21 protein-coding genes are annotated in these 23698 nt (G+C 65.5%); 19 read left to right on the top strand and 2 right to left on the bottom strand.

Annotated features, from left to right (window positions below; genetic code table 11):
* Window positions 1-218: 218 nt before the first annotated feature.
* Window positions 219-1595, bottom strand: a complete 1377-nt coding sequence (locus BRAS3843_RS28080; protein WP_008972513.1) for an MFS transporter — start codon at window positions 1593-1595, stop codon at window positions 219-221.
* A 34-nt stretch (window positions 1596-1629) separates the two neighbouring features.
* A complete protein-coding gene (locus tag BRAS3843_RS28075) occupies window positions 1630-2382 on the bottom strand; it encodes a GntR family transcriptional regulator (protein ID WP_008972512.1) in 753 nt (250 codons plus the stop codon).
* Window positions 2383-2534: 152 nt separating this feature from the next.
* Between BRAS3843_RS28075 and BRAS3843_RS28070 the strand changes: the two genes are divergently transcribed.
* The 19 genes from BRAS3843_RS28070 to BRAS3843_RS27980 all read left to right on the top strand — a co-directional run.
* Entirely contained in the window at window positions 2535-3731 is a 1197-nt protein-coding gene (locus tag BRAS3843_RS28070; protein ID WP_008972511.1) for a mandelate racemase/muconate lactonizing enzyme family protein, read from the top strand.
* 189 nt (window positions 3732-3920) lie between these two features.
* The gene (gene uxuA, locus BRAS3843_RS28065) at window positions 3921-5117 is read left to right on the top strand and encodes a mannonate dehydratase (RefSeq protein WP_008972510.1); all 1197 of its coding nucleotides are present in this window, start codon (window positions 3921-3923) and stop codon (window positions 5115-5117) included.
* 85 nt (window positions 5118-5202) lie between these two features.
* Complete coding sequence (locus tag BRAS3843_RS28060; RefSeq protein ID WP_008972509.1) at window positions 5203-5970, top strand: glucose 1-dehydrogenase; 768 nt, start codon at window positions 5203-5205, stop codon at window positions 5968-5970.
* 25 nt (window positions 5971-5995) lie between these two features.
* Window positions 5996-7027: an L-idonate 5-dehydrogenase gene (locus BRAS3843_RS28055; RefSeq protein WP_008972508.1), complete on the top strand. Its 1032-nt coding sequence runs from the start codon at window positions 5996-5998 to the stop codon at window positions 7025-7027.
* Between the two features lie 14 nt (window positions 7028-7041).
* Complete coding sequence (locus BRAS3843_RS28050; RefSeq protein ID WP_008972507.1) at window positions 7042-7965, top strand: sugar kinase; 924 nt, start codon at window positions 7042-7044, stop codon at window positions 7963-7965.
* Window positions 7962-8606: a bifunctional 4-hydroxy-2-oxoglutarate aldolase/2-dehydro-3-deoxy-phosphogluconate aldolase gene (gene eda / locus BRAS3843_RS28045; protein WP_008972506.1), complete on the top strand. Its 645-nt coding sequence runs from the start codon at window positions 7962-7964 to the stop codon at window positions 8604-8606. The genes BRAS3843_RS28050 and eda overlap by 4 nt, the downstream gene beginning before the upstream one ends.
* Window positions 8607-8846: 240 nt before the next feature.
* Entirely contained in the window at window positions 8847-9812 is a 966-nt protein-coding gene (ytfQ, locus tag BRAS3843_RS28040) for a galactofuranose ABC transporter, galactofuranose-binding protein YtfQ (protein WP_008972505.1), read from the top strand.
* Between the two features lie 218 nt (window positions 9813-10030).
* Window positions 10031-11575, top strand: coding sequence for a sugar ABC transporter ATP-binding protein (locus tag BRAS3843_RS28035; RefSeq protein WP_008972504.1), 1545 nt, complete (start codon window positions 10031-10033; stop codon window positions 11573-11575).
* On the top strand, window positions 11572-12564 hold the full coding sequence (locus tag BRAS3843_RS28030; RefSeq protein WP_008972503.1) for an ABC transporter permease: 993 nt from the start codon (window positions 11572-11574) through the stop codon (window positions 12562-12564). The genes BRAS3843_RS28035 and BRAS3843_RS28030 overlap by 4 nt, the downstream gene beginning before the upstream one ends.
* Window positions 12561-13541, top strand: a complete 981-nt coding sequence (yjfF, locus tag BRAS3843_RS28025) for a galactofuranose ABC transporter, permease protein YjfF (protein ID WP_008972502.1) — start codon at window positions 12561-12563, stop codon at window positions 13539-13541. Before BRAS3843_RS28030 ends, yjfF begins: the two co-directional genes overlap by 4 nt.
* Window positions 13538-14278 carry a FadR/GntR family transcriptional regulator gene (locus BRAS3843_RS28020; RefSeq protein ID WP_008972501.1) on the top strand — a complete coding sequence of 247 codons (741 nt, stop codon included), beginning with the start codon at window positions 13538-13540 and terminating at the stop codon, window positions 14276-14278. Before yjfF ends, BRAS3843_RS28020 begins: the two co-directional genes overlap by 4 nt.
* The gene (locus BRAS3843_RS28015; protein ID WP_035983041.1) at window positions 14275-16026 is read left to right on the top strand and encodes an IlvD/Edd family dehydratase; all 1752 of its coding nucleotides are present in this window, start codon (window positions 14275-14277) and stop codon (window positions 16024-16026) included. Before BRAS3843_RS28020 ends, BRAS3843_RS28015 begins: the two co-directional genes overlap by 4 nt.
* 8 nt (window positions 16027-16034) lie before the next feature.
* A complete protein-coding gene (locus BRAS3843_RS28010) occupies window positions 16035-16964 on the top strand; it encodes a dihydrodipicolinate synthase family protein (RefSeq protein WP_008972499.1) in 930 nt (309 codons plus the stop codon).
* Entirely contained in the window at window positions 16964-17890 is a 927-nt protein-coding gene (locus BRAS3843_RS28005) for a Gfo/Idh/MocA family oxidoreductase (protein WP_008972498.1), read from the top strand. Before BRAS3843_RS28010 ends, BRAS3843_RS28005 begins: the two co-directional genes overlap by 1 nt.
* Window positions 17891-17894: 4 nt before the next feature.
* Entirely contained in the window at window positions 17895-18971 is a 1077-nt protein-coding gene (locus tag BRAS3843_RS28000) for an aldose epimerase family protein (protein WP_008972497.1), read from the top strand.
* A complete protein-coding gene (locus tag BRAS3843_RS27995; RefSeq protein WP_008972496.1) occupies window positions 18971-19852 on the top strand; it encodes an SMP-30/gluconolactonase/LRE family protein in 882 nt (293 codons plus the stop codon). The genes BRAS3843_RS28000 and BRAS3843_RS27995 overlap by 1 nt, the downstream gene beginning before the upstream one ends.
* Before the next feature lie 109 nt (window positions 19853-19961).
* Entirely contained in the window at window positions 19962-21032 is a 1071-nt protein-coding gene (gene chvE, locus BRAS3843_RS27990) for a multiple monosaccharide ABC transporter substrate-binding protein (protein WP_008972495.1), read from the top strand.
* 153 nt (window positions 21033-21185) lie between these two features.
* Window positions 21186-22757, top strand: a complete 1572-nt coding sequence (gene mmsA / locus BRAS3843_RS27985) for a multiple monosaccharide ABC transporter ATP-binding protein (RefSeq protein ID WP_008972494.1) — start codon at window positions 21186-21188, stop codon at window positions 22755-22757.
* Between the two features lie 5 nt (window positions 22758-22762).
* The coding region (locus BRAS3843_RS27980) for a sugar ABC transporter permease (RefSeq protein WP_035983038.1) at window positions 22763-23698 on the top strand (936 nt) is incomplete at its 3' end.

Below are 23698 nucleotides of genomic sequence, written 5' to 3'. Positions count from 1 at the left end.
GTCTGTGCAGTAGACACGCTTGCGTTTGGCCCACCCTACAACCGTCATCGCGAGTAGCGAAGCGACCTAGGCTTCTCCTCATCCTGTGGGCTTGTCTTCACCGTCATCGCCCGGCTTGACCGGGCGATCCAGTATTCCAGAGACAGCGTCTCTCAGCCGAGAGGCCGCGGCGTACTGGATCCCCGCTTTCGCGGGGATGACAGCCGTGGAATATCCGCTCAATCCGCCTCGTAGCCGTAGACCTCCGGCAGGATGAAGATCGCGGCCAAGAGGCCGATCAGCGGGAAGATCGCCACGAACAGCGTCGCGTTGGCCTGGCCGATCGCGGTGAACAGCACCGGGAACAGGAAGATGGCCAGGAACGACGGCAGCTTCACGAACATATAGGCGAAGCCGCTGGCGGTGCCGCGATAGCGCGGGCGCGCCACCATGGTCGGGATGGTCATGCAGTTCGAGGCGTCCCAATAATGGCCCCACAGCATGCCGGCGGCCGCGAACGGCAGGATGTATTTGTGGTCGGTGTAGAGCGCGGCGGCTGCGATCAAGAGCGAGACCAGCACGATGCCGAAGCCGGCGATGCCGATGCCGCGATGGCCGATCCGCGGCGTCAGCAGCGGTCCGATCCAGCCGGAGATCGCGGCAAAGCTGAACAGCGCCATGGTGACGAGATTGTTGCCGAGCACGCTGGACACGCCGATCATTGCGAACAGCACCGGCAGATAGAAGGCGAAGGTGGAGAACTCGCTGCCCTGTGCGAAACAGGCAATCCAGCCATAGATGGTCGCGCGCCAGCGGATCGGGTCCTTGCGCAAATCGGCGAGGAAGTCCCAGGGGCTCGGCTTCTCGACGACCACGTCGTGGTTCGGCAGCATCGCAAGATTATCGTTGTACATCTGCTGCGCGACCACCTTGGCCTCCTTGAAGCGGCCATGCTGCACCAGCCACACCGCGGTCTCCGGCACGTCGTGGCGCAGGAACAGGATGATCAGCGCCGGCACGGCCCCTAACCCGAGCGTCACGCGCCACAGCGTCTCGTGGTTGAGCTCCATCACCAGGAAGACCGCGATCACGCCGAGCGTGATGACCTCACCGACCGCGAACATGAACTGCCAGCGATTGCCCATCACCTCGCGTTGACCCTTGGCCATCGACTCCATGATGTAGGTGTAGCCGGTGGAGATGTCGCTGCCGAGCGGAACGCCGAGCAGGAAGCGGATGATGATCAGCCAGGTCATGTTGGGCACGAAGGCCTGCGCCAGCGCCAGCACCACGAACATGGTCATGGTGCCCAGAAACATCCAGCGGCGGCCGATCTTGTCGGAAAGCCAGCCGCCGAGCAGGGCGCCGATCAGCGCGCCGCCTTGGGTGCCGGCGGCGGCGAGGCCCAACTCCAGCGGGCCGGGGTTGTATTGCTCCTTGATGAAGATCAGCACGAAGGCGATCGAATACAGATCCCAGGCCTCGACCAGGATCGATGCCATCATCAGCCAGCCGACCCGGTTGCCCTTGGGGCTGTAGTTCTGAATGAGATAGCGGACGGCGCTATCGATCGCCGCCCTCTCCGGGGCGGCTTCCGTTGCGGCTGCGACACTCATAACTGGTCCTTCCTTGTTGTTATTGGCATTGATCCTACGCGACCGGCAGCGGCTCGATGCTGCAGTCGAGCAGGCCGGGATCGATCCCGGCCTCCATCTCCTCGAACATCTGATCCATGAAATCGATCAGCGTATCACTGGCCTTCACCGCGCTGTTGGCGCGCTGGTTCGCCACCGCGCTGAGGATCGCCAGATGGCGATCGACCGTCCCGGTCAGGTCGTGCTCCGGCAGCAGGCGATGATAGATGTAGCCGATGCGGCGATAGATGGTGTGCAGCGGGCGCATGGTGTGCACCAGGAACGGCTCGCCGCTGGCGGCAAGGATCAGCGCATCGATACGGCGGTCGAGCTGATTGAACTCGTCGATCGACACCGTGTTCCGGCGCTCACTCAGCACGCGTTCGATGTGCTGCATCTGGTTGCGGTGCGAAAGGCTGGCCCGCTCGGCCGCCAGCCGGACAACGAAGCGCTCCATGTCGCGGCGCAAGGCCAGCAGCAGGCGCTCGCGGGCGAGATCGATCGGGGCGACCTGCAAGCCATGGCGCGGCCGGATGATGATCAGCGTATCGGCGGCGAGGCTGTTGACGGCAGCATGCACCGGCGTCCGCCCGAAGCCGGTCAGCGACTGCAGCTCCTGCACGGTCAGAAACCGGCCGGGCTTCAGCGCGCAATTGACCAGTAGCTCTTCGATCTTGAGATAGGCCGCCTCGAACAAATTGCCCGCGCCACGCGACGGCGCGGCGTCGTCGGCATCCGACTTTGCAAGAGCGCTTTTGCGGCGCGCCATCTGGTGTCCTCGAGCTTCCTCCGGCCGGCGTTTTGACACCGGGCCTCCGTGATCAGCATTAAACATATTGTGATATATTACAAGAGGGCGTATGGCTGGGGCAACGCGCGTAACAGATACAAGACAGAACGGTCAGTGGGAGGACGGCAGACGTGAAGATCACCGCGATCGAGACCTTGCGGACAGAGGAGTTCGCCAACGTCATCTGGGTCCGCCTCCACACCGATGCCGGCGTGATCGGGCTGGGCGAGACCTTTTATGGCGCAGGGGCCGTCGAGGCGCAGATCCACGACACCTTCGCCGGCCGGCTGCTCGGGCGCGATCCCCTGAGGATCGAGGCCATCCACCGCGACATGCTCAATTTGCCGATGGCGCAGTCCTCGACCGGCGTCGAATATCGCGCCGCATCCGCGATCGACATCGCGCTGTGGGACCTGTTCGGCAAGGTCTGCGGCCAGCCGGTGCACCAGATGCTCGGCGGACTCTGCCGCGACAAACAGCGCATCTACAACACCTGCGCCGGCACCCGTTATGTCCGCTCGACCAATATCAGCCCGGTCTCGAATTGGAGCCTGGAGACGCAAAGCCCTTACGAAGATCTCGACGCCTTCATGAACCGCGCCGACGCGCTCGCCGAGAGCCTGCTCGAGAGCGGCATCTCCGCGATGAAGATCTGGCCGTTCGATCCGCCGGCGCAGGAGAACCAGGGCCTCTACATCACGGCGGCGCAGATGAAGAAGGCGGTCGAGCCGTTCGAGAAGATCAGGAAGGCGGTCGGCGACCGCATGGAGATCATGGTCGAATTCCATTCGCTGTGGAATCTGCCGACCGCCAAACAAATCGCCCGCGTGCTGGAGGACTATCAGCCGACCTGGTACGAGGACCCGATCCGGATGAACTCGCCGCAGGCGCTCGCCGAATACGCCCGCTCCACCGATGTCTGGGTCACTGCGAGCGAGACGCTCGGCTCGCGTTATCCCTACAAGGACATGCTCGATCGCGATGCCGCCCATGTGGTGATGGCCGATCTGTGCTGGACCGGTGGTCTCACCGAAGGGCGCAAGATCGCGGCGATGGCCGAGACCTATCACCGCCCCTTTGCGCCGCATGACTGCATCGGTCCGGTCGGCTTCATTGCCGCGGTGCACATGTCGTTCAGCCAGCCCAATACATTGATCCAGGAATCGGTGCGCGCTTTCTACAAGGGCTGGTACAACGAGCTTGTCACCACCATGCCCGTGATCAAGGACGGCTATGTCTTCCCGATGGAAGGGCCGGGCCTCGGCGTCGACCTGCTGCCGGCCGTGTTCGACCGGTCCGACCTGACCGTCCGCCGCAGCGAGGTCTGAGGCGTCAAATCAGCGCGTGCGATCGCGTCCGCCATGTCACCTTGCAGGAGGACGCCGGCCACATTCCGCTCCCGATTGCGCAGCATCAGGAGATCCTGGATGGGGGTGATGACGCTGCGGCGTGAGATTGGTGTCCGCGACCCCCGAAGGGACTTGTGGGGCGGGACCGCTTTCAGGAAGGTGGACGACATGGAACAGACGTGGCGATGGTTCGGACCCGAGGATCCCATTAGCCTGCCGCAGGTCCGTCAGACCGGCGCGACCGGCATCGTGACGGCGCTGCATCACATCCCCTATGGCGTGGCGTGGAGCACGGACGAAATCGTCAAGCGCATCGGGATGATCGAGGGGGATTCATCGCTGCGGCTGCGCTGGAGCGTCGTCGAAAGCCTGCCGGTCGCGGAAGCGATCAAGCTCGGTGAAGGCGACCTCGCGCCGCTGTTCGACACTTACCGGCAGTCGCTGCGCAATCTCGCTGCCTGTGGCGTCACAACGGTCTGCTACAATTTCATGCCGGTGCTGGACTGGACCCGCACCGAGCTCGCCTTCCGCCTGCCGGGCGGCGCGACCGCGTTGCGTTTCGATGTCGACCGGCTCGCTGCGTTCGACTGCTACATCCTGGGGCGGCCGGGCGCCGAGGCGGAGTTCTCCTCCGACGTGCTCGACCGCGCCAAGGCCTGGGTGGCGCAGGCCTCCGAATCCGACAAGGACCGGCTGCTCGCGACCATCATGGCCGGGTTGCCCGGGGCATATGATCGCTACGATGTGCCCGGACTCCGTCGTATGCTGGAACGCTATCACGGCATCGGTCATGCCGAGCTGCGCGCCAACTACGCGCGCTTCCTGCGCGAGGTGGTGCCGGCGGCGGAGGAGTGCGGCGTCAGCCTGTGCGTCCATCCCGACGATCCGCCGCGCGATCTGTTCGGCCTGCCGCGCGTCGTATCGAGTGCCGACGATCTGCAATTCATCGTGGACGCTCGTCCGTCAAAGGCCAATGGCATCACGTTCTGCACCGGCGCGCTCGGCGCCGGCGGCCACAACAACGTGCCGGCAATGGCGGAGCGCTTCGCTCCACATATCCGCTTCGTGCATCTGCGCAACGTCGCCAAGATGCTGGACGGCTCGTTCATGGAGGCGGAACATCTGCGCGGCGACGTCGACATGGTCTCTGTCGTGACGACGCTGTTGCAGGAGCAGGCCCGTCGCAAAGCGGCAGGCGATCCGGACTGGCGGATTCCGTTCCGTCCCGACCACGGCCATGAGCTCGCCGACGATATCGGCCGCGGCACGCATCCAGGCTATCCGCTGGTCGGCCGGCTGAAGGGGCTGGCTGAGATCCGCGGCGTCATGACCGCGGTGGCCGCCATTAACCGCCTGCCGGTCTGACCGGTCCTGGGTCCCCTGGACAACGCGGGTGTCAGTGTGCGACCGGTGGCGCTTATTGCGGATTCCTTTGACGTGAGTTGAACCGATGTCGACCTCGCTTTTCGATCTCTCCGGCAAGACGGCGCTGGTGACCGGCTCGTCTCGCGGTCTCGGACGCGCCATCGCGGACGGGTTCGCCAAGGCTGGCGCGCGGCTTGTCATCAACGGCACCGATCAAGCGCGCACGCAAGCCGCCGCTGCCGAGTTTCGCGCTGCCGGCCATCAGGCGGAGGCATCCGCCTTCGATGTCACCGACGAAGCCGCCGTGATGGTGGCGTTCGAAAGGCTGGACGCCGCCGGGATCGCCGTCGACATCCTCGTCAACAATGCCGGCATCCAGCATCGCAAGCCGCTGGTCGAATTCACCTCGGCCGAATGGGGCAAGGTGATCGCGACCAATTTGACGAGTGCCTTCATCATCGGCCGCGAAGCGGCGAAGCGCATGATCCCGCGCGGCCGCGGCAAGATCATCAACATCGGTTCGCTCGCCAGCGAGCTGGCGCGGCCGACCGTCGGGCCCTATACCGCGGCCAAGGGCGGCATCCGCAATCTCACCCGCGCCATGGCGGTGGAGTGGGCGCAGCACGGCATCCAGGCCAATGCGATCGGTCCCGGCTACATGCTGACCGACATGAACCAGGCCTTGGTGCAGAATCCCGATTTCAACAACTGGCTGATGTCGCGCATTCCCTCCAAGCGCTGGGGCAAGCCTGACGAGCTGGTCGGCGCCGCGATTTTCCTGGCGTCCGACGCGTCGACTTATGTCAACGGCCAGACCATCTATGTCGATGGCGGCATGCTCGCCGCGATGTGAGACGACTGAGCAGAAGGAATAAGCCATGCGCGCCGTCGTCATCCATGCGCCCAAGGATCTGCGGATCGACAGCTTTCCAGACGCCGTGCCCGCTCCGGGCGAGGTGCGCGTCAGGATTGCTAATGGCGGCATCTGCGGCTCGGATCTGCACTACTATCATCACGGCGGCTTCGGCACGGTGCGAATCCAGCAGCCGATGGCGTTGGGCCACGAGATCGCCGGTGTTGTTGCCGCGGTCGGCACCGGGGCGACCGTTTTTGCCGAAGGCACGCGCGTTGCCGTCAATCCGAGCCTGCCTTGCGGTCACTGCGCCTATTGCCGCGAGGGGCTGCGCAACCAGTGCCTCGACATGCGCTTCATGGGCAGCGCGATGCGCAATCCCCACGTGCAGGGCGGTTTCCGCGAGTTCGTCACGGTCGATGCCTCCCAGGTGTTTCCGATCGCCCCGACATTGTCGCTGGCGGAAGCCGCGATGGCCGAGCCTTTGTCTGTGTGCCTCCACGCCGCGCATCAGGCCGGGCCGTTGCTCGGCAAGCGTGTGCTGGTGACCGGCTGCGGCCCGATCGGAGCGCTATCCGTCCTGGTTGCGCGTTACGGTGGCGCGGCGGAGATCGTCGCAACCGATATTGCGGATGCGCCGCTTGCCGTCGCCGGGACATTGGGCGCAACCCATGCGCTCAATGTCGCGCGCGATCAGGCCGCGCTCGAGCCCTGGCGCGCGGGCAAGGGGACATTCGACGTCCTGTTCGAGGCCTCCGGCAATCAGGCCGCGCTGCGCGGTGCGCTGGAGGTGATGCGGCCGGGCGGGGTGATCGTGCAACTCGGGCTCGGCGGCGAGATGACGCTGCCGCTCAACACGCTGGTCACGAAGGAGCTGCAATTGCGCGGCACTTTCCGCTTCGATCGCGAATTCGAGCTGGCCGTGCGGCTGATGGGCGAGGGGCTGATCGACGTCAAGCCGCTGATCTCGGCCTCGCTGCCGTTCGAGAGCGCCGTCGAAGCTTTCGAACTCGCCAGCGACCGGAGCCGGGCGATGAAGGTCCAGCTGACATTTTGATTGACGGGTGTTCGATGAAGATTGCCTGTGTCGGCGAGTGCATGGTCGAGTTCGCACAGGAGGGCGGCGACCTGTTTCGGCGTGGTTTCGGCGGCGACACCTTGAACACCGCGCTGTATCTGGCGCGGCTCGGGATCGACACCTCCTATATCACCGCGCTCGGGGACGATCCCTTGAGCGCGGCGATGCTGGCGGCGTGGCAGGCCGAGGGCATCGGAACGTCGGAGGTGCTTTGTATCTCCGGCCGCGTTCCCGGCCTCTATATGATCGAGCGCGATGCCAAGGGCGAGCGCAGCTTCCTCTATTGGCGCGACCGCGCGCCGGCGCGCGAGCTGTTCGACCGTGCCGACGATGCGATGCTCGATCGGCTCGCCGGGTTCGACTGGCTCTACTTCTCCGGAATCAGCCTGTCCTTGTATGGCGAGACGGGAAGGGCAAAGCTGCGGGAGTTGCTGACGGCCATGCGCAAGCGTGGCGGGCGCGTCGCCTTTGACGGCAATTATCGGCCGCGCGGTTGGAGCAACCGGGAGACGGCGCAACGGGCCTTCCGTTCGGTGCTGCCGCTGATCGATCTTGCTCTGCCCACCTGGGACGACGAGCAGATGCTGTTCGGTGACGCCGATGCGTCGATCAGCCTGAGGCGCTTCAAGGACGCAGGCGTCAAGGAGATCGTCGTCAAACGTGGCGCCCAGGGCTGCCTGGTCGATTCCGATGGCGTGCTGGTCGACATCGCGCCGCCGGACGTGGTGCTGCCGGTCGATACCACGGCGGCCGGCGACTCCTTCAATGCGGGCTACATCGCCGCGCGCATCAAGGGCGCTGCGCCGCGCGAGGCGGCGCGCGCGGGCCATCGTTTGGCGGCGGCGGTGATCATGGCGCCGGGCGCGGTGATCCCGCGTGCGGCGATGCCGACGCAAATTTTGGGAACAGAACAATGATGAGCATGCAGGACAAGCGCGCCAGGCTCGACGCGATCTTCGCGCTGGCGCCGGTGATCCCGGTCATCACGATCGAAGACGCGGCGCAGGCGGTGCCGCTGGCGCGCGCGCTGGTCAAAGGCGGCCTGCGCGTCATCGAGATCACCTTGCGCACGCAGGCCGGACTCGATGCGGCGCGCGCCATTGTCGGTGAGGTGCCCGACGCCGTGGTCGGCATCGGCACGGTGTTGACGCCGGAGGATTATGAGCGCGCGGCCAAGCTCGGCGCCGCCTTTGCGATCAGCCCGGGCCTTTCGATCGAGCTGTTGGATGCAGCGAAGGTAGGCGAGCTGCCGTTTGCGCCCGGCGTGCAAACGCCGTCGGACCTGATCGCCTGCGTCGTCAGAGGCTATGAGCTGGTGAAGTTCTTCCCGGCCGTGCCGGCCGGCGGCCTGCCTGCGCTCGATGCGCTCACAGGTCCATTCCCGACTGTCCGCTTTTGTCCGACCGGCGGCATCAATGCCGGCAACGCGGCGCAATGGCTCGCGCATAAGAAGGTGGTGGCGATCGGCGGCTCCTGGGTGGCGCCGTCAGCCGACATCAAGGCTGGCGCATGGGCCGCGATCGAGCAGCGCGCCCGCGATGCCGCGGCACTCCGCTAGCTTTCACAATTTCGAACGCTATAGTGCGGATCTAACAACCTTCAGTGGTCGTTCCGCGTGCCGCCGGCGCGCGCCGCAGCCGTCTCCATAAAAAGTATTATAGTCAAATAATATGACTAGTCACGGCGAGAGTTCCGTGGAATAAGGGCGCGCTGGCTGATTGAGCCAGTCCAGAAGGTGCGAAGACACCTGCGACGCGGGGTACGCACCCGAATAGATAATCTTGGGAGAACGCGCCACATGACTTTTAAAGCTCTTCTCGCGGCCTCTGCGACCGCCGCTCTGATGCTCGCCCATTCCGCGAGCGCCGCCCAGCTCACCATCGGCTTTTCCCAGATCGGATCGGAGTCCGGCTGGCGCGCGGCCGAGACCTCGGTCTCGAAGCAGGAAGCCGCCAAGCGCAGCGTCAATTTCAAGATCGCCGACGCGCAGCAGAAGCAGGAGAACCAGATCAAGGCGATCCGTTCCTTCATCGCGCAGGGCGTGGACGCCATCTTCCTCGCGCCCGTCGTCGCAAGCGGCTGGGACGCCGTGCTGAAGGAAGCCAAGGAAGCCAAGATTCCGGTCGTGCTGCTCGACCGCGACATCGATCCCTCCGGCAAGGACCTGTACCTGACCGCCGTCACCTCCGACAGCGTGCATGAGGGCGAAGTGGCGGGCGACTGGCTGGCCAAGACGGTCGGCGACAAGGCCTGCAACATCGTCGAGCTGCAGGGCACGGTCGGCGCCAGCGTTGCCACCAACCGCAAGAAGGGGTTCGACACCGCCGTCGCCAAGCATCCGAACCTGAAGGTGGTGCGCAGCCAGACCGGCGACTTCACCCGCGCCAAGGGCAAGGAAGTGATGGAGAGCTTCATCAAGGCGGAGAACGGCGGCAAGTCGATCTGCGCGGTCTACGCCCACAATGACGACATGATGGTTGGCGCGATCCAGGCGATGAAGGAAGCGGGCCTGAAGCCCGGCAAGGACATCCTCACCGTCTCAATCGATGCTGTGCCCGATATCTTCAAGGCGATCGCGGCAGGCGAAGCCAATGCCACCGTCGAACTGACCCCGAACATGGCCGGTCCGGCGCTCGATGCCGTCATCGCTTACAAGGAGAAGGGCACGACGCCGCCGAAGTGGATCCAGACCGAATCGAAGCTCTACACCGCAGCTGACGATCCGCAGAAGGTCTACGACAGCAAGAAGGGCCTGGGCTACTGAGCTCCACCTACAGAGATGGAAGTGTTCCCGTCGTCCTGGTGCACGCCAGGATCCCATGACCACCGGCGTTAGTAAGGCGCGTACTATCGGCCATGTGCCTGACTGAGATGATCCGCGGTATGGGTCCCGGCTTTCGCCGGGACGACGTCGATGCATCGCTTGGCGTCCGCGCATTGCGCGGGCGCCGGCGGGAGTGACTTGCAATGCAGGCCCCTGCAATGCAGACCAATGTCGATCTCGACTCGCCGCTGCTCGAGGTGCGCGGCCTCAGCAAAAGCTTTGGCGCGCTGAAGGCGCTGCAGGAGGTCGACTTCACCCTGCGCGCAGGCGAGATCCACGCGCTGCTCGGTGAGAATGGCGCCGGCAAGTCGACCTTGATCAAGGTCGTGACCGGCGTGTTCGCGCGTGACGCCGGCGTCGTCAGGCTCGCAGGCGGCGAGATCGCGCCGCGCTCGGCCAAGGCTGCGCTCGATGCCGGCATCGCCACCGTTTATCAGGAAGTGAACCTGCTGCCGAACCTGTCGGTGGCGCAGAACCTCTATCTCGGCCGGCAGCCGACGTGCTTCGGCGTCGTGCGTGAGGCCGAGATGCGGCGGCGCGCCAAGGCGCTGCTCAACGGCTTCGGCCTCGATATCGATGTCGGCGCGCCGCTGTCGAGCTATTCGGTCGCCATCCAGCATGTCACCGCGATCGCGCGCGCGGTCGATCTGTCCGCCCGCGTGCTGATCCTGGACGAGCCGACCGCGAGCCTCGACCGCCACGAGGTCGAGATCCTGTTCAAGGCGATGCGCCAGCTTGCCGCTGCTGGCATCGGCATCGTCTTCGTCAGTCATTTCCTCGACCAGGTCTATGAGATCTGCGATCGCATCACGGTGCTGCGCAACGGCCGCCTGATCGGCGAGCGTGAGACCGCCTCGCTGCCGCGGCTCGAGCTGATCCGGATGATGCTGGGACGCGAGCTCGCCGAGACCACGGAGACGCGGGCGCCGGCGCACTCGGGCGCCATGGGCGAGGTCTGCGCCAGCTTCAAGGGCTTTGGCAAGCAGGGCTATGTGGCGCCGTTCGATCTCGAACTGCGACACGGCGAGGTCGTCGGTCTCGCCGGCCTGCTCGGCTCCGGCCGCACCGAGACGGCGCGGCTGATCTTTGGCGCCGAGCGCGCCGACTCCGGCGAAGCCGAGGTCGATGGCCAAGCGGTCAGGCTGAACTCGCCGCGCGACGCCGCACGCCTCGGCTTCGGCTACTGCCCGGAGGAACGCAAGACCGAAGGCATCGTCGCCGATCTCACCGTGCGCGAGAATATCGTGCTGGCGCTGCAGGCGCGGCGCGGCCTGCACCGGCCGCTGTCGCGCCGCGAGCAGGACGAGATCGCGATGCGCTTCATCCGCCTGCTCGACATCCGCCCGCCGGACCCGGAGCGTCCGATCGGACTGCTCTCGGGCGGCAATCAGCAGAAGGCGCTGCTGGCGCGCTGGCTCGCCACCGAGCCGCGGCTGTTGCTGCTGGACGAGCCGACCCGCGGCATCGACGTCGGCGCGCATGCCGAGATCATCCGCCTGGTGCGGGACCTCTGCGACCAGGGGCTGGCGCTGCTCGTCATCTCCTCGGAGCTCGACGAGATCGTGACCTATTCCAACCGCGTCGTGGTGCTGCGCGATCGTGCCCATGTCGAGGAGCTCAAGGGCGAGGCGGTCGAGGTTTCCAGCATCCTGGCCGCGATCGCGGCCGACGGCGCGACCGCAGCGCAAGGGGCGGTGCCATGACGCTCCGCCTGCCGCGCCGTGGTCTTGCGCAAGCGCTCGCGCTGATCGTGATTCTGATGGTCGATCGCGTCGTCTCGCCGCAATTCTTCAATCTGCATCTGCAGGACGGCCGGCTGTTCGGCTCCGTCATCGACGTGCTCAACCGCGGTACGCCGGTGGCGCTGCTCTCGCTCGGCATGGTCCTGGTGATCGCGACCGGCGGCATCGATCTGTCGGTCGGCGCGGTGATGGCGATTGCCGGAGCCACCGCGGCGAGCCTCGCCGATGCGCATTCCTTGCCGGTCGTGCTGCTGGCAGCACTGGGTGTCGGTCTCCTGTGCGGCCTCTGGAACGGCATCCTGGTCGCGGTGCTCAGGATCCAGCCCATTGTTGCCACCCTGATCCTGATGGTGGCCGGGCGCGGCATCGCGCAGCTGATCACGGAAGGGCGCATCGTCACCTTCACCTCGCCCGACCTGGTCTGGCTTGGCAACGGCGCGGTGCTCGGCCTGCCGACCCCGGTGGCAATCGCGATCGGCATGCTGCTGCTGACCGCGGCGGTGGTGCGCGGCTCGGCGCTCGGGCTCCTGATCGAGGCCACAGGCGGCAATGCACGCGCCAGCGAGCTCTCCGGCGTCGGCACCCGCACCATGATTCTCGCGGTCTATGTCTGGTGCGGCATCTGCGCGGCGCTGGCCGGCGTGATCGCGGCCGCCGACATCATGGGCGCGGACGCCAATAATGCCGGGCTCTGGCTCGAGCTGGATGCGATCCTCGCCGTGGTGATCGGCGGCACCTCGCTGTTCGGCGGCCGTTTCAGCCTGGTGCTGGCGGTCGCGGGCGCGCTGATCATCCAGGCGATGAACACGGGCATCCTGCTCTCCGGCTATCCGCCGGAGCTCAATCTGCTGGTCAAGGCGGTGGTCGTGCTGGCGGTGCTGCTGGTGCAGTCGCCGCGGCTGTCCGATCTCTCCGGCATCATGGCGCGGTGGCGGAGCAAGAAGCCATGAAACGTCTGTCGCCGATTGCGATTACCGCGCTGGTGCTCGTCGCCGGCTTTGCGCTTTGTGCGCTGCAATTTCCCAACATCGCCTCCACGCGCGTGGTCGCCAATCTGCTCACCGACAATGCCTTCCTCGGCATCGTCGCGACCGGCATGACCTTCGTGATCATCTCGGGCGGCATCGATCTGTCGGTCGGCTCGGTGATCGGCTTCACCACGGTGTTCGTGGCCTTGGCGATCGAGCGCTGGGGCATCCCGCCCTATCTCGCCTTTGCCATGGTGCTCGGGCTGTGCGCGCTGTTCGGTGCGGCAATGGGCAGCATCATCCATATTTTCGACCTGCCGCCCTTCATCGTCACCCTGGCCGGCATGTTCCTGGCGCGCGGCGTCAGCTTCCTGCTCTCGACCGAGTCGATCCCGATATCGGCGCCGATCTATTCGACGGTATCGGATTTCGCGATCCGGCTGCCCGGGGGCGGGCGGCTGACCGCAATCGCGATCGCGATGCTGGTGGTCCTTGTCGCCGGTGCGTGGCTCCTGCATCTCACGCGGTTCGGCGCCAATGTCTATGCGCTCGGCGGCAGCCGTGCCACCACGGCCCTGATGGGCATCCCGGTCGGGTCGATGACCGTCCGAATCTATATGCTGTCCAGCGTGCTCGCGGGTCTCGCCGGAATCGTCTTCTCCTTCTATACTGCGGCCGGCTATTCACTCTCCGCCGTCGGCGTCGAGCTCGACACCATCGCCGCGGTGGTGATCGGCGGCACGCTGCTCACTGGCGGACAGGGCTCGGTGATCGGCACCTTCCTAGGGGTCCTGATCCAGGGCATGATTCAGACTTATATCAATTTCGACGGCACGCTTTCGAGCTGGTGGACCAAGATCGCGACCGGCGTGCTGCTGTTCGCCTTTATCGGCCTGCAGCAGGGACTGATTGCACTGTCACGCCGCTCGGCGGCCAAAACCGCGAGGGCTCACGCATGACCTCGCATATCGTCGTCATTCCGACCCGCCGGGCGCATTCCAACCACGCGGAAGTGGCGCGCAGCATCGGTATCGATATCATCTCCGGACGTTATTCCGAAGGCACGCGGCTGCCGGGCGATGCCGAGCTGACCGCCATGTTCGGCGTGTCGCGGCCGGTGCTGCGCGAAGCCGTGAAAACGCTGGTCGCCAAGGGGCTGCTTTCGACCAAGGCCCGGGTCGGCACTGTGGTGCGCGAGCGCGCGGCCTGGAACATGTTCGATCCTGACGTGCTCGCCTGGCATCTCGATGCCGGCATCAACAGGCGCTTCCTGTCCGATCTTGCTGAAATCCGGCTTGCGGTCGAGCCGCGCGCGGCCGCGCTCGCGGCCGAACGGCGCAGCGAGAATGATCTCGACGAGATGCGCAAGGCGATGGAGCGGATGCGGCGCGAGCCATCGACCTCGATGGCCTTCGCGGAGGCCGATCTCAGCCTGCATGTCGCGGTCGCCAATGCTGCCGGCAATCCGTTCATGCGTTCGATTGGCGCCGTGATCGAGGCGGCGCTGCGCGCCTCGTTCGTGCTCAGCGCGCCGGTCGAGACCGCCGATCGCGAGACCGTGCTGGTCTGGCACCAAAGCATCGTCGATGCGATCGCCGCCTGCGATGCCGAAGCGGCATCCGCTGCGATGATCGAAGTCATTCACAACGGCCGGCGCCGCCATGCGCAGTCGGTCGAACAAGCGGATCAGGAATGAGCAACGACAATTCAAAGCAGGCTGATCGGAAGAAGCCGCTGCGCAGCCAGGCGTGGTTCGGCCGTCAGGACAAGATGGGCTTCTATTATCGCTCATTCCTGAAGAACAGCGGCACGCCACAGGACCGTTTCGAAGGCCGGCCTGTGATTGGCATCTGCAACACCTGGTCCGAGCTCACGCCGTGCAACGCGCATTTCCGCGTCATCGCCGAGCATGTGCGCCAGGGCGTGCTCGATGCCGGCGGCTATCCGCTGGAGTTTCCGGTCTCCTCGCTCGGCGAGGTGACGATGCGCCCGACCGCGATGCTGTTCCGCAATCTCGCCTCGATGGATGTCGAGGAGGCGATCCGCGCCCATCCGCTCGACGGCGTCGTGCTGCTGATGGGCTGCGACAAGACCACGCCGGCGCTTCTGATGGGCGCCGCCTCGGCGGATCTGCCGACCATTGGCGTCTCAGGTGGGCCGCAGCTGCGCGGCGTCTATCGCGGTCAGATCATCGGCTCCGGCACCAACATCATCTCGATGAGCGAGCAGCTGCGCGCCGGCGAGATCACCTTGGCTGAATTTCATGAAGCCGAAGCGGCCATGAACCGCTCGGCCGGCAGCTGCATGACCATGGGCACGGCCTCCACCATGGCCTCGATGGTGGAAGCACTCGGGATCGGCCTGCCTGAGAACGCCGCGATTCCCGCCGCTGATGCGCGCCGCAACCTGTTGGCGCGCATGTCCGGTCGTCGCATCGTCGAGATGGTCGGCGAAGATCTCAAGCCGTCGGACATCCTGACCCGCGCCGCCTTCGAGAACGCGATCCGCACGCTTGCTGCGATCGGCGGCTCGACCAATGCGGTCGTGCATCTGCTCGCGATCGCCGGTCGCCTTGGCGTCGAGCTCTCGCTTGACGATTTCGACCGGCTGTGCCGTGACGTGCACTGCCTGGTCGACCTGATGCCCTCCGGCCGCTTCCTGATGGAGGACTTCTATTATGCCGGCGGCCTGCCGGCGGTGTTGCGCGCGCTCGGCGAGCGCGGGCTGCTGCACAAGGATGCCCCCACCGTCAACGGCAAGACGCTGTGGCAGAATGTGGAGTCGGCGCCGAACTGGAACTCGGAGGTGATCACGCCGTTCGAGACTCCGTTCAAGACCGAGGCCGGCATCGCGATCCTGACCGGCAACCTCGCGCCCAACGGCGCTGTCATCAAGCCATCGGCGGCCTCGCCGGAACTGATGCGCCACACCGGCCGCGCCGTCGTGTTCGAGAGCGTCGAGGAGATGCATGACGCCGTCGATGACGAGAGCCTCGACATCGATGCCTCCTGCATCATGGTGCTGAAGAATTGCGGCCCCAAGGGCTATCCGGGCATGGCAGAGGTCGGCAACATGCCGCTGCCGGCCAAGCTGCTCCGCCAGGGCGTGCGCGACATGATCCGCATCTCCGACGCCCGCATGTCCGGCACGGCCTACGGCACCGTGGTGCTGCACGTCGCACCGGAAGCAACCGTCGGCGGCCCGCTGGCGCTGGTGAAGAACGGCGACATGATCACGCTCGACGTCACCGCACGCTCGCTGCACCTGCATGTCAGCGACGAGGAGCTCGCCACCCGCCGTGCCGCCTGGACGCCGCCCAAGCCACATGCCGCGCGCGGCTATCAGAAGCTTTACGTCGATCACGTGCTGCAGGCCGATCGCGGCGTCGACTTCGACTTCCTGGTCGGCCGCAGCGGCTCGCCCGTGCCGCGCGACAATCACTAGAGGTGTTCATGACTGCATCAGCCACCCCGCGTTTTAAAGGCGTCTTCCCGGTCGCGCCGACCGTGTTCGATGCCGATGGCCGCCTCGACCTCGAAGGCCAGAAGCGCGCGATCGATTTCATGATCGATGCCGGCTCGCACGGCATCTGCATCCTCGCCAATTTCTCCGAGCAGTTCGTCCTGACCGATGACGAGCGCGACACGGTGATGACGACAGTGCTGGAGCATGTCGCCGGTCGCGTGCCGATCATCGTGACGACAACGCATTTTTCGACCTTCGTCTGCGCCGAGCGCTCGCGCCGCGCCCAGGAGAAGGGCGCCGCGATGGTCATGGTGATGCCGCCCTATCACGGCGCCACCTTCCGCGTGCCGGAGACATCGATCTACGAGTTCTACAAGGGCGTGTCGGACGCGATCTCGATTCCGATCATGGTGCAGGATGCGCCGGTCGCCGGCACGCCGCTGTCGGTGCCGTTCCTGGCCCGCATGGCCAAGGAGATCGAGAACCTCGCTTATTTCAAGGTCGAGGTGCCGCGCGCCGCCGAGAAGCTGCGCGCGCTGATCGAAGCCGGCGGCGCCGCAATCGAGGGGCCGTGGGATGGCGAGGAGGCGATCACCCTGATGGCCGATCTCGACGCCGGTGCGACCGGCGCGATGACCGGCGGCGGCTATCCCGACGGTATCCGCCAGATCACCGATCCTTATTTCGCCGGTGAGCGCGACAAGGCGATCGACGCCTATCAGCGCTGGCTGCCGCTGATCAATTACGAGAACCGGCAGGCCGGCCTTGCCGCCTGCAAGGTGCTGATGAAGGAGGGCGGCGTGATCCGGCACGACACGCTGCGCGCGCCGCAGCCGCCGATGCATCCGGCGACCCGCGCCGGCCTGATCGAGATCGCGCGCCGGCTTGATCCGGTCGTGCTGCGCTGGGGGCGGTAATGGCCGAGCTTCGCGTAGCCATTGTCGGGTTCGGCAAGATCGCGCGCGACCAGCATGTCCCCGCGATCAAAGCCGCCGAGGGCGTGACGCTGGCGGCGGTCGCAAGCCGCAATGCCTCGCTGCCGGGCCTGCCGCATTTCAGCACCATCGAAGAGCTGTTGCGCAATGGACCCGAGATCGATGCGGTGGCGCTGTGCACGCCGCCGCAGGTCCGCCGCGCCCAGGCCGTTGCTGCGCTCAAGGCCGGCAAGCATGTGATGCTGGAGAAGCCGCCGGGCGCGGCCGTCAGCGAACTCGATCCGCTGGTGGCGCTGGCGGCCGCGCAAAAGCGCACCTTGTTTGCGACCTGGCATTCCCGTTACGCGCCGGCGGTCGAGCCCGCGCGCAACTGGCTCGCTCGCCGGCGCATCAAAAGGGTCAAGATCGACTGGAAGGAGGACGTACGGGTCTGGCATCCGGGGCAGGCCTGGATCTGGGAGCCCGGCGGGCTCGGGGTGTTCGATCCCGGCATCAATGCGCTGTCGATCCTGACCCGCATCCTGCCCGAGCCGGTGTTCGTCACCTCGGCCGAGCTGTCGTTCCCGTCCAATCGCGCCGCGCCGATTGCAGCCAATCTCGCGCTCACCGATACCGGCGGGCTGCCGATCGCAGCCGAGTTCGATTTCCGCCAGACCGGGCCGCAGAGCTGGGACATCGTGGTCGATACCGATGACGGCCGACTGAAACTGTCGAGCGGCGGCGCCAGGCTGGTGGCGGGCGACGAGGTGCTGGTCGACGAAAAGGAGGCCGAATATCCCGGGCTCTATCGTCGCTTCGTCGAACTGACCGCGCACGGCGCCATCGATGTCGATCTGGTGCCGCTGCGGCTGGTGGCCGATGCGTTCCTGCTCGGCAGCCGCCGCATCGTCGAACCATTCGAGGACTAAACGCATGGCGGGCGGACGCATCATCGAGGACGTGTTCGGCACCTTGCCCGATGGGCGTGCTGTCGACCGGGTCGTGCTGCGCGGCGAGCGCGGCTTCGAGGCGCGTATCATCACCTACGGTGCGGCGCTGCAGGCGCTGATCGCGCCGGATGCGGGCGGCATCTGCGACGACGTCGTGCTCGGCCATGACGATATCGAAGGCTATCTCGCGCATCGCCAGTATTTCGGCGCCACCGTCGGCCGCTATGCCAACCGCATCGCGAACGCGCGCTTCGAGCTTGACGGCGAGACGGTCCGGCTCAGTGCCAATGATGGGCCGCATGCGCTGCACGGCGGCCCTGACGGCTTCGACCGCAGGCTGTGGCAGATCACCAAAGTCGAGGACGGCCCGCAGCCGGCCGTGACCTTGCTCTATGTCAGCGCTGATGGCGAGGCGAACTATCCCGGGCGGCTCGATGTTCGCGTCACCTATCGGCTGACCGCTCCGACTGAGCTGTCGGTGGAATTCACGGCGAAGACCAGCCGTCCGACGGTCGTCAACCTGACCAATCACAGCTTCTTCAATCTGGACGGCGTGTCGGCGCAGACCGACATTCTCGATCATCGGCTGACGCTCGCCGCCGACCATTTCCTGGGCATCGATGAAAGCGCAATCCCGCTGGCGGGGCCGCCGCGCGCGGTCGAGGGGACGCCGTTCGACTTCCGCGAGGCGACTGCCATCGGCGCACGCATCCGCGCGGACGACACGCAGCTCCGCAATGGGCACGGCTACGACCACAATTTCTGCCTGCGCGGCGGCGGGTTGCGGCTTGCCGCGCGCCTGGAGGCGCCGCGCTGCGGCCGCGTCATGGAGCTCCTGACTGACCAGCCCGGCCTGCAGGTCTATTCCGGCAACTATCTCGACGGCACCAAGGGCGGCAAGGGACGGCTGCATCGACAGTCCGATGCGCTCTGCCTGGAGCCGCAGGTCTGGCCCGACGCGCCGAACCGGCCGGATTTTCCGAGCCCGCGCCTCGTGCCGGACCAGACCTACAAGCACAACATTGTGTATCGCTTTTCGACCTCCGGAGCTGCCGCATGATGGAGCAGGTGCCGACGTCCGTTCTCTGCGCCGAGCGCTGCCATCTCGGCGAGGGCCCGACCTACGATCCCGCAACCGACACCGCCTGGTGGTTCGATATCCGCGAGGGCCTGCTGTTCGAGGCCAAGATCGGCAGCGGCGAGGTGCGCCGCCATGTGCTCGGCAAGATGGCCAGCGCGCTGGGGCGGATCGATGCAGCACGCCAGCTGATCGTCACCGAGGACGGGCTCTATATCCGCAACCTCGCCGATGGCGCGTTGTCATTGTACCTGCCGCTGGAAGCGGACAATCCGGCAACACGCTCCAACGATTCCCGCGTGCATCCGAGCGGCACGTTCTGGATCGGCACCATGGGCCGTAAAGCCGAGCGCGGCCTGGGTGCGATCTACGCGCTCCATCGCGGCGAGCTCAAGCGGCTGTTTCCGAACGTCACCATTCCCAACGCGATCTGCTTCAGCGCCGACGGTTCGGTCGGCTACTTCGCCGACACGGACGAGAACGTGCTCTATCGCGTCGCGCTCGATGCCGCGACAGGCCTGCCGCTGCAAGCGCCGACCGAGCTGATCCGGCATCGTGGCATCGGCGGCCTGGATGGCGCCGTGGTCGATGCCGAGGAACGGATCTGGAATGCGCGCTGGGGCGGCGGCTGCGTCGACGTCTACAGCCCGCAAGGCGAGCACCTGCGCTGCCTGAAGGTGCCGGCGAGCCAGGCCAGCTGCCCGGCCTTCGTCGGTCCTGATCTGTCGCGCCTGCTCGTCACCTCGGCGTGGCAGGACATGGACGAGGCGGCCAAGGCCGCCGATCCGGAACACGGGCGCACCTTCCTGCTGGAGGTCGGCGCGCGCGGCCGCGCCGAGCCCGACGTCAAGCTCTCAAGCTAAGAGGAGGATCGTTCAGCAAGGCAATCCGCTGCTACCGAGCTATCCTGGAACTGCAATCAGAGATCGCACGTTCGTTTGTTCAAAGTCGAGAAGACAAAGGGAGTGAAATATGTTGAAACTGAAGACCATCATGGCCGCGGCGCTCGCCGGCCTCGGCACGGTCGCGCTGTCCGGCGCGGCCATGGCCCAGAGCAAGCCGACCATCGGCATCGCGATGCCGACCAAGTCGTCGGCGCGCTGGATCGACGACGGCAACAACATGGTCAAGGTGCTGAAGGAGCGCGGCTACAACACCGACCTGCAATATGCCGAGGACGACATCCCGAACCAGCTCTCGCAGGTCGAGAACATGGTCACCAAGGGCGCCAAGGTGCTGGTGATCGCCGCGATTGATGGTACCACTCTGTCAGACGTCTTGAAGCAGGCCAAGGACAAGGGCGTCACCGTGATCGCCTATGACCGCCTGATCCGCGACACGCCGAACGTCGACTACTACGCGACCTTCGACAACTTCCAGGTCGGCGTGCTGCAGGCGCAGTCGATCGTCGACAAGCTGGGCTTGAAGGACGGCAAGGGGCCGTTCAACATCGAGCTGTTCGGCGGTTCGCCGGACGACAACAACGCCTACTTCTTCTACAATGGCGCGATGTCGGTGCTGCAGCCCTATCTCGACTCCGGCAAGCTGGTCGTCGCCTCCGGCCAGAAGGGCATGGACAAGGTCGCCACGCTGCGCTGGGACGGCGCCACCGCCCAGGCCCGCATGGACAACCTGCTCAGTGCCTACTACGGCAACAAGCGGGTTGACGCGGTGCTGTCGCCCTATGACGGTCTCTCGATCGGCATCATCTCGTCCTTGAAGGGCGTCGGCTATGGCAGCGGCAACCAGCCGATGCCGGTCATCTCCGGCCAGGATGCCGAGGTGCCGTCGGTCAAGGCGATCCTGCGCGGCGACCAGTACTCGACCATCTTCAAGGACACCCGCGACCTCGCCAAGGTGACCGCAGACATGGTCGACGCCTCGCTGAGCGGCAAGCAGGTGCAGGTCAACGACACCAAGACCTACAACAACGGCGTCAAGGTGGTGCCTGCCTATCTGCTCAAGCCGGTCGTGGTCGACAAGAGCAATTGGGAGAAGGTCCTGCTCGACAGCGGCTACTACAAGAAGTCGCAGGTCGAGTGATCTTGCTCTAAATTCCCTCTCCCCCTTGCGGGGAGAGGGGGCAGGCTGAGGGAAGCCTCCGTGACTTTCACGGAGGCTTCCGCTCACCTCTTCCTGCAGGCGGGGTGAGTTGAAGGCGGGGGAGATGGAAGTCTTGGACAGGGACACAAAACGATGACCGCAATCCTGGAGATGCGCAACGTCAGCAAGAGCTTTGGCAATGTCCAGGCGCTGCGCGACGTCAGCTTCACGGTCGAGCCAAGCGAGATCCACGCTCTCGTCGGCGAGAATGGCGCCGGCAAGTCGACCCTGATGAAGGTGCTGAGCGGCGTGTATCCGCATGGCCGCTATGAGGGCCAGATCATTTTCGAGGGCGAGGAGCGGCGTTTCCGCGACATCAATGATTCCGAGGCCCTCGGCATCATCATCATCCATCAGGAACTCGCGCTGATCCCGCTGATGTCGATCGCCGAGAACATCTTCCTGTCGCACGCGCCGTCACGCTTCGGCGTGATCGATCGCGACGAAGTCTACCGGCGCACCCAGCAATTGCTGGCCCAGGTCGGCCTGAAGGAGTCGCCCGATACGCTGATCACCGATCTCGGCGTCGGCAAGCAGCAGCTGGTCGAGATCGCCAAGGCGCTGTCGAAGCGCGTCAAGCTGTTGATCCTGGACGAGCCGACCGCGAGCCTGAACGAGGCCGACAGCCAGGCGCTGCTGGACCGGCTCGTGACCTTCCGCGAGCAGGGGATCTCCTCGATCCTGATCACGCACAAGCTGAACGAGGTCGCCCGCGTCGCCGATCGCATCACGGTGCTGCGCGATGGCCGTTCCGTCGACGGCATCGATTGCCGGGCCGAGCCGGTCCTGGAGGACCGGATCATCAAGAGCATGGTCAATCGCGACATGGCGCATCGCTTCCCGGAGCGGCAGCCGAAGATCGGTGAGCCCGTCTTCACGGTCGAGAACTGGTCGGTCTATCACCCGCAGCATCCCGACCGCCAAGTGATCAAGAACGTCAATTTCGAGGTGCGCCGCGGCGAGATCGTCGGCATTGCCGGCTTGATGGGTGCCGGCCGCACCGAATTCGCCATGAGCCTGTTCGGCCGCGCCTGGGGCACTCACATCACCGGCAGCGTCCGGCTCGAGGGCCACGACGTCAATCTCTCCAGCGTGCCGGCCGCGATCGATGCCGGGCTTGCCTATGTCACCGAGGACCGCAAGCAGCTCGGCCTGATCCTGGCCGACGACGTTCGTAAGAACATCACGCTGGCGAGCCTGTCTCAGGTCGCGCCCAAGGGCGTGGTGGACGACATCGCGGAACTCAAGGCGGCGTCCGGCTATCGCGGGCGGATGCGGATCCGCTGTTCGGACGTCTATCAGGAAGTCGGCCAGCTCTCCGGCGGTAACCAGCAGAAGGTCGTGCTGTCGAAATGGCTGATGACCGATCCCAAGGTGCTGATCCTGGACGAACCGACTCGCGGCATCGACGTCGGCGCAAAATACGAGATCTATTGTATCATCAACGAGTTGGCGGAGGCCGGCCGCGGCGTGGTGGTGATCTCGTCGGAAATGCCAGAGCTGCTCGGCATCTGCGACCGGATCTGCGTCATGAATGACGGCGCCTTTGTCGGCGAATTTGCCGGCCATGACGCTACGCAGGAGAAAATCATGCGTGCTATCATGCGCAACGAAGCAATCAAGAACCTGCAGGACGACCGCCTCGTGGCGCGGGTGGGAGGATAAGAATCATGACCGACAAGACGGTTTCGCTTCCCGAGGAGCGGACGCATGGCAGCTTCCTGAAGAACAACCTGCGCAGCTACGGCATGATGCTGTCGCTGGCTGCGATCATGCTGTTCTTCCAGTTCATGACTGACGGCACCTTGCTGCAGCCGCTCAACCTCACCAACCTGGTGCTGCAGAACAGCTACATCGTCATCATGGCGCTGGGCATGCTGCTCGTGATCGTCACCGGGCATATCGACCTGTCGGTGGGCTCGGTGGCGGGCTTCGTCGGTGCGGTCGCGGCCGTCTTGATGGTCCGCTACCACGTCGATTTCCCGCTCGCGATTCTCGCCTGCCTCGTGGTCGGCGCGGCGATCGGCGCGGCGCAGGGCTATTGGGTGGCCTATTTCGGCATTCCCTCCTTCATCGTCACGCTGGCGGGCATGCTGGTGTTCAAGGGTCTGGCGCTGGCGCTGTTGCAGGGCCAGTCGGTCGGTCCGTTCCCGGCGACGTTCCAGAAACTGTCCTCCGGCTTCATCCCTGAAATGTTCCCGAGCGCGGCGCATCTCTATCCGACCTCGCTTGCGATCGGCGCGCTGCTCACCCTCGGCCTGGTCTATGCCAGCGTAAAGGGCCGCTCACGCGAGCAGGCGCATGGCATCGAGGTCGAGCCTTTCGCGGTCTTCGCCGCCAAGAACGCGGTGCTTGCCGGCGTGATCCTGTACTTCACCTATCTGATCGCCTCGCATCGCGGCCTGCCCAATGTGCTCGTGATCATGACCATCCTGATCGCGCTCTACGGCTTCATGACCCGGCGGACCGTGGTGGGCCGGCAGATCTACGCGGTCGGCGGCAATGCCAAGGCGGCGAAGCTCTCCGGCATCAAGGCCGAGCGGCTTGTCTTCCTGACCTTCGTCAATATGGGCGCGCTCGCCGCGCTCGCGGGTCTGGTGTTCGCC

This window comes from Bradyrhizobium sp. STM 3843, from assembly GCF_000239815.1.
Lineage (GTDB): Bacteria > Pseudomonadota > Alphaproteobacteria > Rhizobiales > Xanthobacteraceae > Bradyrhizobium.
The sequence above is the reverse complement of the archived record's forward strand: the minus strand, read 5'-3'. Positions and strand labels throughout refer to the sequence as shown.

Bases quoted from the DNA above. Each gene is read 5' to 3' on its own strand.
- BRAS3843_RS28080 (WP_008972513.1), bottom strand. From the start codon at position 1,595: ATGAGTGTCGCAGCCGCAACGGAAGCCGCCCCGGAGAGGGCGGCGATC.
- BRAS3843_RS28075 (WP_008972512.1), bottom strand. From the start codon at position 2,382: ATGGCGCGCCGCAAAAGCGCTCTTGCAAAGTCGGATGCCGACGACGCC.
- uxuA (WP_008972510.1), top strand. From the start codon at position 3,921: ATGGAACAGACGTGGCGATGGTTCGGACCCGAGGATCCCATTAGCCTG.
- BRAS3843_RS28060 (WP_008972509.1), top strand. From the start codon at position 5,203: ATGTCGACCTCGCTTTTCGATCTCTCCGGCAAGACGGCGCTGGTGACC.
- BRAS3843_RS28055 (WP_008972508.1), top strand. From the start codon at position 5,996: ATGCGCGCCGTCGTCATCCATGCGCCCAAGGATCTGCGGATCGACAGC.
- BRAS3843_RS28050 (WP_008972507.1), top strand. From the start codon at position 7,042: ATGAAGATTGCCTGTGTCGGCGAGTGCATGGTCGAGTTCGCACAGGAG.
- eda (WP_008972506.1), top strand. From the start codon at position 7,962: ATGATGAGCATGCAGGACAAGCGCGCCAGGCTCGACGCGATCTTCGCG.
- ytfQ (WP_008972505.1), top strand. From the start codon at position 8,847: ATGACTTTTAAAGCTCTTCTCGCGGCCTCTGCGACCGCCGCTCTGATG.
- BRAS3843_RS28035 (WP_008972504.1), top strand. From the start codon at position 10,031: ATGCAGACCAATGTCGATCTCGACTCGCCGCTGCTCGAGGTGCGCGGC.
- BRAS3843_RS28030 (WP_008972503.1), top strand. From the start codon at position 11,572: ATGACGCTCCGCCTGCCGCGCCGTGGTCTTGCGCAAGCGCTCGCGCTG.
- yjfF (WP_008972502.1), top strand. From the start codon at position 12,561: ATGAAACGTCTGTCGCCGATTGCGATTACCGCGCTGGTGCTCGTCGCC.
- BRAS3843_RS28020 (WP_008972501.1), top strand. From the start codon at position 13,538: ATGACCTCGCATATCGTCGTCATTCCGACCCGCCGGGCGCATTCCAAC.
- BRAS3843_RS28015 (WP_035983041.1), top strand. From the start codon at position 14,275: ATGAGCAACGACAATTCAAAGCAGGCTGATCGGAAGAAGCCGCTGCGC.
- BRAS3843_RS28010 (WP_008972499.1), top strand. From the start codon at position 16,035: ATGACTGCATCAGCCACCCCGCGTTTTAAAGGCGTCTTCCCGGTCGCG.
- BRAS3843_RS28005 (WP_008972498.1), top strand. From the start codon at position 16,964: ATGGCCGAGCTTCGCGTAGCCATTGTCGGGTTCGGCAAGATCGCGCGC.
- BRAS3843_RS28000 (WP_008972497.1), top strand. From the start codon at position 17,895: ATGGCGGGCGGACGCATCATCGAGGACGTGTTCGGCACCTTGCCCGAT.
- BRAS3843_RS27995 (WP_008972496.1), top strand. From the start codon at position 18,971: ATGGAGCAGGTGCCGACGTCCGTTCTCTGCGCCGAGCGCTGCCATCTC.
- chvE (WP_008972495.1), top strand. From the start codon at position 19,962: ATGTTGAAACTGAAGACCATCATGGCCGCGGCGCTCGCCGGCCTCGGC.
- mmsA (WP_008972494.1), top strand. From the start codon at position 21,186: ATGACCGCAATCCTGGAGATGCGCAACGTCAGCAAGAGCTTTGGCAAT.